Origin of the sequence: Pseudomonas sp. NFPP24, from assembly GCF_900112095.1 — a bacterium.
GTDB lineage: Bacteria > Pseudomonadota > Gammaproteobacteria > Pseudomonadales > Pseudomonadaceae > Aquipseudomonas > Aquipseudomonas extremorientalis.
The window spans coordinates 197,149-211,956 of the sequence record NZ_FOKD01000012.1; the positions used below are offsets into that span (position 1 = coordinate 197,149).

A 14,808-nucleotide genomic window follows, 5' to 3' on the forward strand; every position below is an offset into this window, starting at 1 on the left:
ATAGATGCAAGGAACGCAAGTGAGTGATTTCAGAGGAGCTCGAGGTTCCAACACCGGCGACGACTTCCACGAGTTATGGGCCGCCAGGCATGCTATCCGCCTTCTAGACGACCGTGATCCGCTTCAAGCGTTGACTGTAGAAGGGATCGCTCCAAGTGACGAAGCTGGGTCATCCCCTTCTACGTGGGATGGCGTGGATTGCGCTTTGTACGAAGGCGGCGGCGACGCAAAGGAAGCTGATCGTATATTGCTGGAGCAACTGAAGTATTCCGCCGCGAATCCCCGCAGTTCGTGGACCGTCGCACGTATGGTGAGCGGCGATAAGCACGAGGACAGCGTCCTTAATCGCTTGGCAAAAGCCTGGGCTGGAATACAAGCCCTGGAGCCAACAGGAACAGTTGAAGTATCACTTGTAACCAACCAGCCGATCGCGCCTGAGTTAAAAACTGTTACCGCAAAGCTCGCAACCGGCAGCGTATCCGCTCCACGAAAACGACCTGGAAAGGATGAGCCGGATGAGCGAAAAATGGCGTTCGCCGCCGGGCTGTCCAGATCTGTGCTGCCCGAATTTGCAAAGGCGCTTCGATTCAATGGTGGAGCAGGATCGCGCTTCGCGATTGAGAAAAAGTTGCTCGCTGATATGTCTGGATGGACCGATCTCGAGTTACAAGCGCCAGTCTCTAATCTTCGCCAGTTCATTCGTCAGCGCATGCGTCCCGAATTCGCGGGCGAGTTAATAACGAAGGAGTCAGTTTTACTCCAACTCGGCGTCTCTACGATGGGCGCATTGTTCCCTTGCCCACCTGTCCTTGGACGAGTTGATTCACCGGTGTCTCGGAGGAGCGTCGCTGATATTGCGAGCGAGATCACTGCCGGCAAACAGCGAGTCTGTCTACATGGTCCTGGAGGGGTCGGCAAAACGACTGCGCTCCAGCAAATTGAGGCGGTGCTCCCGCCTCATTCGATCATGGTCACTTACGATTGTTACGGAGGTGGCACCTATCTAGATGCCGCTACTTTGCGTCATCGACATGTGGACGCGTTTTTACAGCTATCCAATGAGCTTGCCATGAGGCTACGGCTGCCAATTTTGCTTAGTCGTCACCAGCTGTCAGACCCTCCGCGCCTCTTCTCGAATCGCCTGGGCCACGCAGCCCAGGCACACGCGTCTGAATATCCGGACGCACTGATCGTCATTGCCGTTGACGCCGCCGACAATGCCATTACGGCTGCGACAACACGCAAACCGCCTGAGGCTTGCTTTGTATACGACTTCTTGCAGCTGGGCGACTTGCCGCCCAATGTCCGGTTTATCGTTACGGCAAGGACAGGCCGTCTCGCTGAACTCTCCCTACCGTCTAATTTTAGCCTTGCAGAGATCGAGCCGTTTACCCGAGGTGAAACTGAGATCAATGTACAGCGGAAGTGGGCTGCAACAGATGATTGGATCGATGCGTTTCACAGGCTGACCATGGGAGTACCCCGAGTCCAAGCTTATGCTATGGATCTGGGTGATGCTCCTCCCGAAAAAGCGATTGACCGCCTCTTGCCCGCAGGCCGGTCTCTGGACCAAGTATTTCGTGAGCAGTTTGAGCGAGCCCTGGGGAAAAGCGGAATCGCAACAGACCTTCCAAGGTTTTGTGCGGGGCTCATTGCTCTTGCGCGGCCGGTACCCATAGAAGATCTCAGCGCGATCATTCGTATCCAGGTGCCAGCGCTGATTGACATATGCACCGACATGGCGCCAGCGATTCGGCTCATTGGAAACACTGTCGGCTTTGCGGATGAAGACTTCGAGCACTTCGTCCGCGAAGCGGGGGAGTCAATGCTAAGCGAAGTAACCCAGAGCGCTGCTGATTGGCTGATGAGCCGCTGCGAAAGCGATTCTTACGCTGCGCAGCACGTCGCAGGCGTACTCGCCGCGTCTGGCTTGGGCAATAAGCTGCTTGATCTCGTTGAACGCGAGCCTTCGCCGGCTGCAATTGATGATCCGGTGAAGCGGCGCGAAGCGGAACTTACGCGCTTACGGTTAGCTATCTCCTTCTGTCGGGAGGCGGGCGATAGTGAACGCGCGATGCGTTTCGTGCTCATCGGAGGCGAAGGGCTCAAGACTGAGCGCGCGCTACGGGCACTCCTATCTAATAATCCAGACCTTGCGGTGCGGTTTGCTGCTGACACTGCAGGGAGGCTCGTCCTTACCGATCCGAAGCAAATCGGGTACCACGGCGCTTTCCTGCTTCACAAACAAGTGATTGACTCGCTCAACGGTGATCGAATTTCGTTGCATGAGGGGCAGCGATTGATCGAAGCGTGGATGGCTGTACGTAAAGCCCACATTCAAAAGGACCAGCATTGCGATTGGCGGCTTGAAATTGCAGACGTTGCGGCTAGCGTCGAAACAGCGCTTCGCAGTAACGGGCCGGAGTCTGCTTTGCAGTCGCTGTGGAAATGGAAGCCGAAGCGGGTTCGGCTACTGGTGGCGCGCTGCCTGATTCCGCGGCTGATTGCGCAAGATGGCTCGGGTTTGCTTCAGGGAATACTTGACACACATCATCTCAAACCCTGGGAAGAGCTTTTTGTACTCGTGCCTTTGGCGGTGTCCGGTGCTCCCCTGGATACCACAAGGCTCGCGGGCAGCCTGAGAGCCTTTTGCAGGCGCTGGATGTTATCTCCCAAGCGTCAGAATGCACGCAGTCTGCTGGAAAGCTTGTGGTCATGGATGATGGATGTTGGCATGACATCTTGTGAGCTTCTTGCTGCGGACCCGCTATCTGCGACTGCTGTGGATGGTTTCTTGGATGTTGTGCTTGTGCCTGAGAACCGGAGAGTCGACAAGGTTCATACCAGTAACACACGTCACATGGACCTGCTGTTTCGAGCGCATGCACTTCGAGCGGCCCGTACCGGCGGGAAGTTGAATCCGGACGGCCTCTACGAATCCAGGCCCGAGCCCGCGGAGAAAAAGGACCGCTGCCGCGATACCTATCACCAAGAAGAGGCAGATCGTAAGCTAAACGAGCTGACCAATATGCTGTATCCCGTCTATGCGGCGACTGCAATAGCGATGGCCGGGAAGAATGACGACACAACCGCCGATGTTCTGGAACAAGCGGCGAGGCACAAAGAAAGCAACACATGGCGTCTCGCGCGCGATCACAACGCCAGTGCGCTTGCCATGGCAGCCGCTCGTGGCGCGTTATTGCTCGTAGGCCGTAAATTAGACGCAGAATTCGTTCTACGCATCGCCAAGCGAATTCATGGTAAGTGGGAAGCCTCCGATTTGCAGCCGGATCTAGAGTTTGCTGAGCGTATGATGCTATGCCCAGAGCTGCACACCGCACTTGTCGTTGATATTGACGCGGCGGCTTCTGCTATGCGCACCCAACGCATTGGCGCCCGAGACAAATCCCAAGCGCTTTTAACCTACTCACGCCTGCTCCTGCCGTTCAGTCCCGACGATGCTAATGCTGTTTTTCATGATGCAATTGAGGCAGCCAGCCAACTCGATAGGGAAATCGTGGCGCAATTACGCTTGCTCGGCCAGCTTTTCAAGCGAGGTACTGGTAGCGTCGGGGACAGGAGAGTAGTCGCCCGTGATCTTTGTGAGGTACTGGTTGATGCTGCCGTCCGTCTCGACGGTGATGAGAACCTGCCCTGGAAAGAGGTGATGGAAACTGTTTCGGCTTTAGACCTTCCTCTCGCGCTCGCAAACGCTGCGAAGTGGCAAGATGCCAATCTCGTCGACTTCTCACAAACACTGGCACCGGTCCTCAAATCCGGACTCGCCCAGGAGACACTAGACCCGGCTGCGGCAATGGCATTGGAGTTGATGCTGCACGGCAATCATGCAATCGCTGATGCAGCATTGGACCAGGTCGCCAACTGCGTTAACTCAGGATCTTATCTTGAGGAAGCGGCTTGGAACGCATTAGTCCGCCACAACGAACGTGATAACAGCAAGCTGCTCAAACGTCGTGAGATGGCAAAGTGGACGGGGCAATGGAGCAGGGCACTCCGGGAGCGACAGGCATTTCTTGAAAGTCTGGAGGAGACAGACTCTTCTCCGCCCGCTATCACGAGAGTAACGACAACAGAGCCTGAAGTTCGCTCAACAACGACTTGGACTCGGGAGAACCTGCTTAACGGCGAGGCCTTTGCCAATGCTTTGACAACTGCGCTTCAGACTGCACGTACTGAAAGTAGATATGTTTCGCTATCGGATCTGATTGCAACTGCTGCGGAACACGTTGAGATACGTGACCGCTTGGCTTTTCTCAAGGTGTTACGAGGCCTAAAAGTTCGAGACGGTGCGAGCGTGGTCGAAATGATGCTGCTGATGCTCGATCGATGGAATACATCGGCCATTCAAAGATGGGCTGCATCGGAATTGCCCGAAGTGATAGTTGAGCGCCTTCCCGATTTTGCCAGATACATCGGACACAGCGAAACATCGCTCCCTAAAGCATTGAAGTGGACTGGTTTGGCCCCCGGTGGAGCAGCAAATTTGCTTTTGCGTGGAGTGGAGCAGCATGGGCAAATGTTCGACGGAGAACAAGTCTTTGCTCTGGCGGGGATAATTGCAGAGCATCTGGATCCGCACTCATCGTCAGTCATTGGCGTATGGTACGCAAACCGTCTTGCCGAACGTGTCTCGCCCGAAGATCGAGACCAAACCTGGCAACCGCGGGATGTACCGGTAAAGGTGCCAGTATCGGTGGCGCGTTTTCTCTATGCATGCTTGGGCGACTATGACGTGCGAGTGCGATGGCGCGCAGCTCATGGGATACGGCGTTTGGCCAGACTTGGTGCTGTCGAAGAGTTGAACGCGCTAATCGACGAATACGGTCGTCGGGATGAGTCAATCTTTCGGTCATCTCGTCTCGACTTCTTCTGGATCGCCGCACGGCTGTGGTTTGTGATTGCCTGGGATCGCATTTCAGCTGAGCTGCCGGAAATAGGTGCTCAGGGGGGAACACTACTGCTCGCCATCGCCTTGGATCAGACTTTTCCACATCTGCTTCTTGTCTCATTCGCGCGCGATGCTTGCCTCAAACTGGTAGAAGCGGGCGCACTTGCGCTTGATCCTTCCCAAATAGAACAATTGAATGCTACCGGGCGATCAGCGTTGATACCTCTGCCGGGGACGAGCCGCAGGCCACCTCGGGTCCGTAACCGCTCCGGGGAACCCGAACGCCGCTTTCAGTTCGACCCTATGGATACGGTGCCTTATTGGTACGATCCGATGCTTGATAGCTTTGCCAATGTTTCCCAAGATCTGCTGCTGACTACGGCAGAGACCTGGATTATTGATCGCTGGGGTTATCCTGGCGAAATTCGATCGTACGAGGCAGAACGTCAGCAGGGACGTATCTCATCTCATGACTGGGCTCTCACGCGCAATGATCATGGTGCCAGTCCGACACTCGAGCGCCTGAGCACCCATCTCGAATGGCATGCGCTATGGTGTTCCCTTGGCGAGCTGCTACGAACCGAGCCGCTCGCTGAGGGAGAACACTCGGACTGGAGTTCGCTGCCTAATCGTGTCGAACGTCAAATGCTAACCCAACCGCCGTGCTGGTCGGCAGACCTCTTGGGGCCTGTTCCACTGCGGTCTGACTTCTGGCGGAAATCCGAGGAATCGCTAGCTGTTTGGGTGGAGCAGGTCTCAGAGCTCAGCATGCGGAGAGAGTTGATACCGACCGATTGCCCTGGCCACATCCTTGTCGGCGGTGAATGGCGGCTTGTTAATGCCGATCGCGTTGAGACGCTTTCTTTTTCAAGCGCTCTGGTTGAGAAGGAACTTGCCGGATCTTTGGTACGCGCCTTACAGACGATGGAGAGCACGTGGGATTATTCGATCCCGACCGAGAGTGAGGACGCTTACGACGGCGATGACGGCGATTATCAGATGATTCCCTGGCTAAGCCGACCGTATTCAGATGGCGGAATCGATAGTCAAGATCCTTTGCGGGGCAACGCAACGCTCGTGGGCTGGATGCCAGCGAGCTGGATAATCGGCGAATACGGACTGGAGTGCGATCCGGATGACGGGAATGCCTGGTCGTTACCCGGTCAGGCAGCAATGTTTCGCTACGAAGTTTGGGGTGACCGTGAATCGGACGAAGATCACTACCAATCGTACCCTTCGAGCTCGGGATGCAGATTGCTGACCGAGCGTAATCAGTTAAAAGCGCTCCTACAGAATGAGGGGCTCGAGCTTGTCATCGTGATGGAGGTCAGACGTGAAGAACGCAGCAGTCGACGAGGCTATGACTCGGAACAGCAGAATCCCGAGGCCACGTACGCTCGGGTCTACAGACTCGACGAAGAAGGGCGGCTCTATACCGCCGAAGGGCGTATTGGATCTTGGGAGAGCGATTGTCCATCAGCTTGAAAACGACACGCGTGGTGAGTTGGCGTCTCGATGGATGGCTCATCATCTTGCAGAACTTATGGATCTCGCTGAGAACGGTGAAGGGGAGGTCCGACAGACAGCAAAAAAGCAAGCTGCGGAACTGATAATCAAGCTTTGGGCAAACCGCCGCTCTCTACCGGCATCGGTTGACCCAATGGGTGGTCAGATGGCCGCGATAGAATTGCTGACTGCAATGCAGCCTACGGCGAATCCTTGGGCACGGTTTCGACGCACTCATTCGAAAGATGATCTGCTTCATGAAATGTTCGGTGTGCTCACACAGATCGTCATGAGCGGACTCCTGTTGACCCGTCCCGTAGAGGTTCGATCCATCGAAGACGCTGAATGGGATGCGCTAACGGAGGATGAACGATTCCTGACTGACCAGTTGGGACGGTGGAAGAAACTGTTAGTCATCCCAGCTTCAGAAGACCTCGACCTAGAGGCCTTCTATTCAAAATTTATCGACGATGACGTAGACACTGAACTGGAAGAGCCAACGGGACCGTTAGCTGAGGAAGAGAAAGACGGGCCAGCACTTAAGGACGAGCGGCGCATGATCCTATCCAACCTCGAGACCTTTCAGTCAAAGCTTGCAGCACTCGTTGATCAGTGTCGTAATTCCCTGGATTCCGATGATGCAGTTGAAGCGGATGATGTGGACGAATCTGAATACGGTAAGGGTAGATGATCTGAGCAAGGCGTTCTCCACAAGTCAGCTCATCTATTGATATCCGTGGAGTAGAGCTTCAGAAGCTCTCCGCGACGGATGCCGGTCTCCAAGAGCAATTCGATCATTAGCCAATTACGCAGCTGCAAACGTTCCGGGAACGGATTCTCCACAGCGCTAGGGCGAATCAGTGTGCGAACGATCTGTAGTTGCGTATCTGTCAGGCTGCGGTAACGAGTGCGATCGGGACGAGCATTGATGATATGGCTCTCAAAGCGCCGCTCAATGACGTCGGCAACATCGGCAAATACCACGTTGATGTCAGCCTGTGTGGCTGAATTCTGACGGGCGCGCGGGATATAACGGGTGACACACCAAGACAGGTATTTCTTCAGCAGGCGCAGGTACTGGTCACGTGTTCGTGAACTGATCTGCTGAAAAAGTACAGTGCCAGCTTTGCCGATTCGGGCGATCAGATTATCGTCATGACGGCCACTTTGGAGCCAAATAGCGTAACCGTCCAGCAAAGCCAGCATCGCCTCAAAGTGGCAGGCCAAGATGGCCTCATCGATATCCAGATCTCGGCTTTTGGCATAGGCGTAGAAAGCCTGGATCGCACGCAGGTGCGCCGCAGCCGTGTTGTAAGCGCGGTGCCTGAGTTTGAGTTGGACGTAGATGAACGGAATCAGTATGGGCAACGGCGTCGCATCACCAGCTTGTACAAGCAGCGGTAGTCGTTGACCTGAAGAGAACCTGCACTGAATTAGTTTCATCGACAGCCACCTCATTCAAGGAATCGTCATGAACACTATGGACATGGCCCGTTGAGAGAGTAGACGTCAAATACGAATTGGTCGAATCAATGACTTACGTGGCTTATGAACATATCTGACATAGCACCTGGTTTAACATAATATACATTATGCGTAATATCGTATTGCGCAATCAGAGGCAGTGCCCGTCAGATTTCAACGGGCAAAACCCCTGTCATGCTTAAACCTGAGCAAAGCCTCCATCGACAAACATTTCACTGCCCGTCATGAAGCTGCTCTCATCCGATGCCAGGAACAACGCGGCGGCTGCCACTTCTTCAGGTTGACCAATGCGGCCCAGTGGAACCTGTGCCGTCATGTCGTCGATAATCGCTTCCTTCTGGCCCGTGCCTGACAACGCCGAGTCCAGACCTGGTGTCGAGATCGGGCCTGGCGACAGTACGTTCACACGAATGCCGGTGCCTTTGAGATCCAGCGCCCAGCTCCTGGCGAAATTGCGCAGCGCCGCTTTGGTGGCGCTGTACACGCTGAACGCCGCGGTGCCCATCGTTCCGGTGGTCGATCCGGTCAGGATCACGGAACCGCCGGCCTGCATGAGTGGCAAGGCTTTTTGCACGGTGAACAGCGTGCCTTTGACGTTGATGCCGAACGTGCGGTCGAATGATTCCTCGGTGATCGAGCCGATCGGTTGGAAATCCCCCAGGCCTGCATTGGCAAACAGTATGTCAACCCGGCCCTTGGCAGCTTTGACCTGGGTGAACACACGGTCCAGGTCGTCCAGCTTGGCAATGTCGGCCTGGATGGCGATGGCTTCAGGCCCGATCAGCGTCAGCGCCTTGTCCAGTTCTGACTGTCGACGACCTACAATCACCACCTGTGCGCCTTCAGCTGCAAAGCGAATCGCGGTTGCCAGGCCGATGCCGCTGTTGCCGCCGGTAACCACTGCGATTTTCCCGTTGAGCTTGCTCATGATGACTCCAAGAAAGAATGTTGAGGCGCAACTCTAGATCCGCTCTATTCTTTTGAATAGTATGCACCTTTTAGTAAGTACCCTTGGGAGACACCTCAATAATGGCAAATAAGTCATTCAACTGCGGACTTGAGGCTGCCCTGGCGGTGATTGGCGGCAAATGGAAGCCGCTGGTGCTGTTCAACCTGGCGCAGAATGTTCATCGATATGGAGAATTAAGACGCGCGATTGGCGGTGTGACCGATAAGGTGCTGATCCAGCAACTCAAGGAATTGGAGCGCGATGAGATCATTTTTCGCGTGGATTTCCAGGAAATACCGCCCAAAGTCGAGTATTCCCTGACACCGTTCGGGGAGTCCCTGGCGTCGGCGTTGGGTGGATTGTGCCAATGGGGCACGCAGCATATGCAAACGGTAGAGCGCATCGCAGCACGGCGGACGTCTGCCCTCTCCCATTCCTGAGCCCCCTGCCCTGATTGCCAACTCAACTAAATGACTATTTAGTTGAGTTAAATCAATAGGTTACAAATGAAACCGATCAACTGACTGCGAAAGCTTACCGGCCAGGCCGGACAACTCATCCGTTGTCGACGCCGTTTGGCCAATGACGCGACTGTTGTTTTCCGACATGCCCGCAATCATCTCCACCTGGTGCGCAATTTCGTTGCTGGCCAGGCTCTGTTCACCAATGGTGCGGGAGATATCGTTGACCATTTCCGTGGTGTTCAAGGTGGCTTGCAGAATCTCGCGAATCGCCCGCTCCACCTCGGCGGTCACCGCCATGCCCTTATCCACCTGAGCCACGCCCTCCTCCATGCTGGTCACCGCTTCGCGCGTGCTCTGCTGGATACGCTGGACCATGCTGGCGATTTCCAGGGTGGAAGCACTGGTGCGGCCGGCCAGACTGCGAACTTCATCGGCGACCACTGCGAACCCCCGCCCCTGTTCACCGGCGCGGGCGGCCTCGATCGCGGCATTCAGGGCCAGCAGGTTGGTCTGGTCGGCGATCCCCTTGATCACTTGGATAATGCTGAAAATTGCCTCGGACTCCTTGTCCAGCGTACGAATCACCTGGGCCGACTGCTGCGCGGAGCGGGCAATGCCGCCCATGTCGTTGACCACCTGATGAATCACCCGCCCACCGTCCTTGGCCAAGGTCTCAGCCTGGTTGGCCATGTCCAATGCGCGCCCGGCATGCCGAGTGATTTCCTCAATACTGGCGGTCATTTCACTCGCGGCCGCGGCCATGGTGCTGGCCGCCGCACTCTGTTGCTGGCTGCTGCCGGCCACTTCATGGCAGCCGTGGCTCAGTTGCTCGCTCATGCCACTGACGCCGTGGGCGTTGCTGCGCACCACTTCGATCATGCCGCGCAAGTCCCGTTGCATGGTGGCGAGGCTGCGAATCAAGGCGCTGGCTTCATCTTTGCGCCGGGGTTCGACAATCGCTTCGCTCAAGTTGCCCCGCGCAATGCTGGCGGCAATGCGGCTGGCGGCCTGCAATGGCGCCATGATGCTGAGCATCACCCAGCGCCCCTGGGCCAACAGCAGTAAAAGGCTGGCGATCAACACTGCGCCCAGGGTGATATTGGCGTTGCTGATGGTCTGCCGTGTGCCGACACTTGTCTGCTGGGTGTTGGTCTCGATCAGTTCGCTCAGCGCGGCCATTTGATCTTCAAGCTGGGTGAAAGCGGCATTGAACGTGCCCAGTTCCGCGCGAGCGGCTTCGGGACTGTCCAGCGCCAGGGCGACGATGCGCTCACCGGTGGCGATGTAGTTGTCCAGGCTCGGTTTGATTTTTTCCAGGTTGGCCTTGAGCGCAGCGTCCAGCGGAAGCGCGAGGTTATCCGACAGTACCTGGCGAAAGTGTTCGGCGTGTTCCTTGAGCGAAGCGTTGACCTCGGCCGGTGTGCTGGTGCTTTTGCCCAGGCCCACCAGCATCGCCGACAGCACATCGGCGCGCAGGGCGTCGTGCATCATGTCGGCTTCCATGTGGTTGCGCAGCACCGTCATGCTGACCTCGCTGTCCTGTACGGCATCGCCCATCCGTGAATTGCCCAGGTAACCGGTAAGGCTCATGATCAAAGCAGTGAGCAAGCCAGTCGCTATCAACAACATCAAGCGTAGTTTGATCGTCATGCAAAAATCCCCTTGCCTGGTCATCCGGTTGGGAGCCCAACCGCAGACGCCCCGCTTCTGATGTTATCGGCCACCGTCCCTGGTTATTGAAGCCTAAGTTTGCGGATCTGCGTGGATCCCTTAAGCTGACCGCCCTTTTCCGTGCGGAACCGCTCATGTCTCGACGTATCGCCCACCTCGCCCTGCTACTGGGGTTGATCACCGCCGTCGGCCCTTTCGCCATCGACATCTACCTGCCCGCACTGCCGACCCTCGGCGCGAGCCTGCATGCCTCGCCGGCGCGGGTGCAGATGAGCCTGACGGTGTTCTTCGTGATCGTCGGCGTATGCCAGTTGTTCTACGGGCCGGTCAGCGATGTATTCGGGCGCAAACCGCCGATCTATGCCGGCCTGGTGATTTTTGCCGTGGCCAGTGTCGGATGCGCCTTGGCGCCGACGATCGAAACCCTGATTGCCTTTCGCGCCCTGCAGGCTTTCGGCGCATGCGCCGGCATGGTGATTCCCCGGGCCATCGTGCGTGACCTGTACACGGGGCATGAGGCCGCGAAGTTGATGTCCTTGCTGATGCTGGTGATGAGCGTCTCGCCGATTCTCGCGCCATTGGCCGGCAGCCTGGTGATTTCGCTGTGGAGCTGGCGCGAAGTATTCGCCGTGCTGGCGGTGCTCGCGCTGGCGTGTCTGGTAATGACCATCGTGCAACTGCCCGAAACCCACCCTGCCGAACGCCGGTTGGGCAAGACCCTGGGCAGTGCCTTCAGCAGTTATGGCGCGTTGTTGCGTGACCCGGTATTCATCGGCCTGTCGGTGGTGTGCGGCTTTGGCCTGGCGACCTTCTTCGTGTTTATCGGCAGCGCGCCGTTCGTGTACATCGAGCATTACGGCCTCACACCCACGCAGTTCAGCCTGGCCTTTGCGTTGAATGCCGCGTCGTTTTTCGCCATGAGCCAACTCACTGCGCGCCTCAGTGCGCGCTTTGGCCTGGCGCCGTTGATTCTTTGGTCGGTAGCGGCTGTGGCTGCAGTGATGGCTGTCCTGGCCGTCACTACGCTGTGGGTCGACAGCCTGGCCCTGACCATGGCCTTGCTGTTTATCGGCTTCGGCTTTCTCGGCCTGCTGCTGCCGGCCGCCGGGGTATTGTCCCTGGAGGATCATGGTGCCGTGGCCGGTTCTGCCTCGGCCTTGCTCGGTGCGATCCAGATGATCATCGGGGCCCTGTCCATGACCCTGATCGGGGTGTTCGCCGATCACACGCCGGCGCCGATGCTGATCGGGATTGCGCTGTGCGCCATAGCGGCGATGTTCACCACGGTGTGGACACTGCGGCGCCTGCCGGCTCACCTGGCGAGCGCCCCACCCTCGTCCTGAGGGCGGCCCATGCACTTGAGGTTGGCGTTGCCTGGGGCCAACGCCAACCACTCGTCGGCCCTCGGCGGCATCCGTTACAACTATCAACCGGCCGGCAACTACTAATCCCATAGCCACGTTGGAAACTATGGAGATTGACATGACTGATTACCCTCGCCCTCCCTTCGCCCCCCAAGCGCAGACAGTACCTGGTTCGCAGAAGAAAATGGACCCGTACCCGGATTGCGGTGAACAGAGCTACAAGGGCTCCGGACGGTTGGCCAACAAGATCGCTCTGATCACGGGGGCCGACAGCGGCATTGGGCGCGCCGTCGCCATCGCGTTTGCCCGTGAAGGCGCCGATGTGGCCATCGCTTATCTGGATGAGCACGAGGACGCCAGGGAAACTGCGCGTTGGGTCGAGGAAGCCGGTCGCCAATGCCTGCTGCTGCCCGGCGATATCGCTCAGAAAAGCGTGTGCCACGAACTGGTCGATAAAACGGTCGAGCAATTCGGTCGTATCGACGTGCTGGTCAATAACGCAGCGTTCCAGATGAGCCACGAGACTCTTGAAGAAATCTCGGACGAGGAATGGGTCAAGACCTTCGATATCAACATCACTGCAATGTTTCGCCTGTGCAAGGCAGCGGTGCCGCATATGAAGGCTGGCAGTTCGATCATCAACACCACGTCCGTCAACTCAGACATGCCCAAGCCGACGTTGATGCCGTATGCGGCCACCAAGGGTGCGATTGCCAATTTCACCGGTGGCTTGGCGCAGTTGCTCGGCAGCAAGGGTATACGCGTCAACAGCGTAGCCCCGGGCCCGATCTGGACGCCGTTGATCGTGGCGACCATGACCGATGAAGACGTGCAGAGCTTCGGCAGCGAAACCCCGCTGGGCCGCCCTGGCCAACCGGTGGAAGTCGCGCCGATCTATGTGTTGTTGGCCTCGGACGAAGCCAGCTACATCTCCGGATCGCGCTACGCGGTCACTGGCGGCAAACCTATTCTCTAAAACTGCATAGCCCCCCTGAGGGGGGCTGCAATCGTCAACCCTACAGGTCAAACCGGTCCACCGCCCGCCGTCGCTCATTGTCGTCACGCACGTCATAGCTGGCGGTGGTCTGGATATTGGTATGGTGTGCGAGCTTTTGCGCGATCGACAGGTCATGCTCCTCGATCACCCGGGTAATGAACGAGCGACGGAAGTCATGGGGCATGATCTTCACGCCCACCTGGTCGCCGCGCTGGCGGGCGATGTAGTAAATGGCATGTTTGGTGATGCGCTCGCGGGTGATGTGGCTGCCACGGCGGATACGGTTGAAAAGGAAACTGTCATCCTGCTCGCCCTCCTTGAGCTGCTCGCGCCGAAACGCCAGCCACGCCTGCAATTTGGCGAACGCCCAGTCCGGCGCGTACTTGATCAACTCCTTGTTGCCCTTGCCGATCACCCGCAGGCTGCGCTCTTCGAAGTTGATCTGGGCCAGGTCGAGGTTGACCGATTCCGACTTGCGCATGCCGGAGCCGTAGAGAATACCGATCACTGCGGCGTCTCGCAGGCCCTGGGGCCGTGGGTCGGCGGCGCAGACTTCCATCATTTCGCGGATCAGGCTGCGCCGCAGGTTGCGGCCCTGGCCCAGGCGCGTGCCGGGTGCAGCCTTGACCGTGCGCATGCGCAACAGGTGCTCCTGGCTGATCAGGTTCAGGCGCCACGCCTCATTCATCACCCCGCGCACCGCGTTCACATACAACGAGGAGGTATTCGGCGCATAACCGTCTTCGCGCAAGGCGGCGACCAGGGCAATGACGTGTTCGGGCTGCAGCAAGTGCCAGTCGATGTCTTCGAGGTTGATGTCCTCGAAGCCCAGGCGATCGGCCGCATCTTGCAGCACGTAGCGCATGGTCAATTGGCTGGAGGGGGCCAAGCGGGTGAGGTAGAGGGTCAGTGGGTTGCGGATAGACTCAGTCAAGCTAGATCAGCCTTTGGTTTAAATACACCATTTAACTGATTGTTAAATCGACATATTTACGATTGAACAGAGCAAAGAAGTCTAGCCCATGAGTGCCGCTGGTACAAAGTACTGAAACGTACCGCGAGGCGGTGCGTCAACGCGTCAGGTACGCGCCGTATTGTCCTATGGAGCGATAAGCGAGACTGTCAGAAATTTTGTGTTCGGGCATAACATGTAGCTAGAGGTGCATGTATGCCGACCAAAAAGAAGTCCGCCAATGCAACAGCGAGGGAGTTGCCCTCGATTCCCCAAGAGCTGATCGAGCAGTTTGTTAAAGGCCCGATGAGCGCCGAAGCCATTCAAGACGCGTCCATGGCGTTCAAGAAGGCTCTGATCGAGCGTGCGCTAGGCGCCGAGCTGGGTCACCACCTTGGTTACCCTCAGGGCGCGGAGCGCCCTGAGGAGTCGACCAATCAGCGCAATGGCAAAAGCAGCAAGACGGTTCTGACCGACGACGGGCCGCTTCGCCTGGATATCCCCAGAGACC

Annotated in this window: 10 protein-coding genes and 1 pseudogene; 6 read left to right on the top strand and 5 right to left on the bottom strand. The window is 57.2% G+C overall.

All coding sequences use genetic code 11. The annotated features are described in order from the left end of the window. The first annotated feature begins 19 nt into the window (after window positions 1-19). Entirely contained in the window at window positions 20-6,394 is a 6,375-nt protein-coding gene (locus tag BM026_RS23810) for a hypothetical protein (protein ID WP_093530318.1), read from the top strand. 34 nt (window positions 6,395-6,428) lie between these two features. After that, on the top strand, window positions 6,429-7,106 hold the full coding sequence (locus BM026_RS23815) for a hypothetical protein (RefSeq protein ID WP_139217574.1): 678 nt from the start codon (window positions 6,429-6,431) through the stop codon (window positions 7,104-7,106). Window positions 7,107-7,135: 29 nt separating this feature from the next. Here the strand turns inward: BM026_RS23815 and BM026_RS23820 are convergent, their stop codons facing one another. Both BM026_RS23820 and BM026_RS23825 read right to left on the bottom strand, forming a co-directional pair. Further along, window positions 7,136-7,858, bottom strand: coding sequence for a site-specific integrase (locus tag BM026_RS23820; RefSeq protein WP_256575550.1), 723 nt, complete (start codon window positions 7,856-7,858; stop codon window positions 7,136-7,138). A 220-nt stretch (window positions 7,859-8,078) separates the two neighbouring features. Further along, on the bottom strand, window positions 8,079-8,828 hold the full coding sequence (locus BM026_RS23825; RefSeq protein WP_092243554.1) for an SDR family NAD(P)-dependent oxidoreductase: 750 nt from the start codon (window positions 8,826-8,828) through the stop codon (window positions 8,079-8,081). A 101-nt stretch (window positions 8,829-8,929) separates the two neighbouring features. Between BM026_RS23825 and BM026_RS23830 the strand changes: the two genes are divergently transcribed. Then, window positions 8,930-9,289, top strand: coding sequence for a winged helix-turn-helix transcriptional regulator (locus tag BM026_RS23830; protein ID WP_092243557.1), 360 nt, complete (start codon window positions 8,930-8,932; stop codon window positions 9,287-9,289). Window positions 9,290-9,349: 60 nt separating this feature from the next. Here BM026_RS23830 and BM026_RS29675 read toward each other — a convergent pair whose 3' ends face one another. Together BM026_RS29675 and BM026_RS29680 are read right to left on the bottom strand one after the other, a co-directional pair. Beyond that, window positions 9,350-10,213, bottom strand: coding sequence for a methyl-accepting chemotaxis protein (locus BM026_RS29675; RefSeq protein WP_371322057.1), 864 nt, complete (start codon window positions 10,211-10,213; stop codon window positions 9,350-9,352). Further along, a pseudogene (locus BM026_RS29680) lies at window positions 10,208-10,987 on the bottom strand (MCP four helix bundle domain-containing protein); the annotation flags it as partial. The gene BM026_RS29675 and the pseudogene BM026_RS29680, both read right to left, overlap by 6 nt. 131 nt (window positions 10,988-11,118) lie before the next feature. Here BM026_RS29680 and BM026_RS23840 point away from each other — a divergent pair. Further along, complete coding sequence (locus tag BM026_RS23840; protein ID WP_071488314.1) at window positions 11,119-12,327, top strand: multidrug effflux MFS transporter; 1,209 nt, start codon at window positions 11,119-11,121, stop codon at window positions 12,325-12,327. 139 nt (window positions 12,328-12,466) lie between these two features. Beyond that, the gene (locus BM026_RS23845) at window positions 12,467-13,324 is read left to right on the top strand and encodes an SDR family oxidoreductase (protein ID WP_092243566.1); all 858 of its coding nucleotides are present in this window, start codon (window positions 12,467-12,469) and stop codon (window positions 13,322-13,324) included. A gap of 40 nt (window positions 13,325-13,364) precedes the next feature. Here the strand turns inward: BM026_RS23845 and xerC are convergent, their stop codons facing one another. Further along, window positions 13,365-14,279, bottom strand: coding sequence for a site-specific integrase (gene xerC, locus BM026_RS23850; RefSeq protein WP_093530324.1), 915 nt, complete (start codon window positions 14,277-14,279; stop codon window positions 13,365-13,367). A gap of 234 nt (window positions 14,280-14,513) precedes the next feature. Between xerC and BM026_RS23855 the strand changes: the two genes are divergently transcribed. Next, a partial coding sequence (locus BM026_RS23855; protein WP_175507969.1) for a transposase occupies window positions 14,514-14,808 on the top strand: 295 nt, incomplete at its 3' end.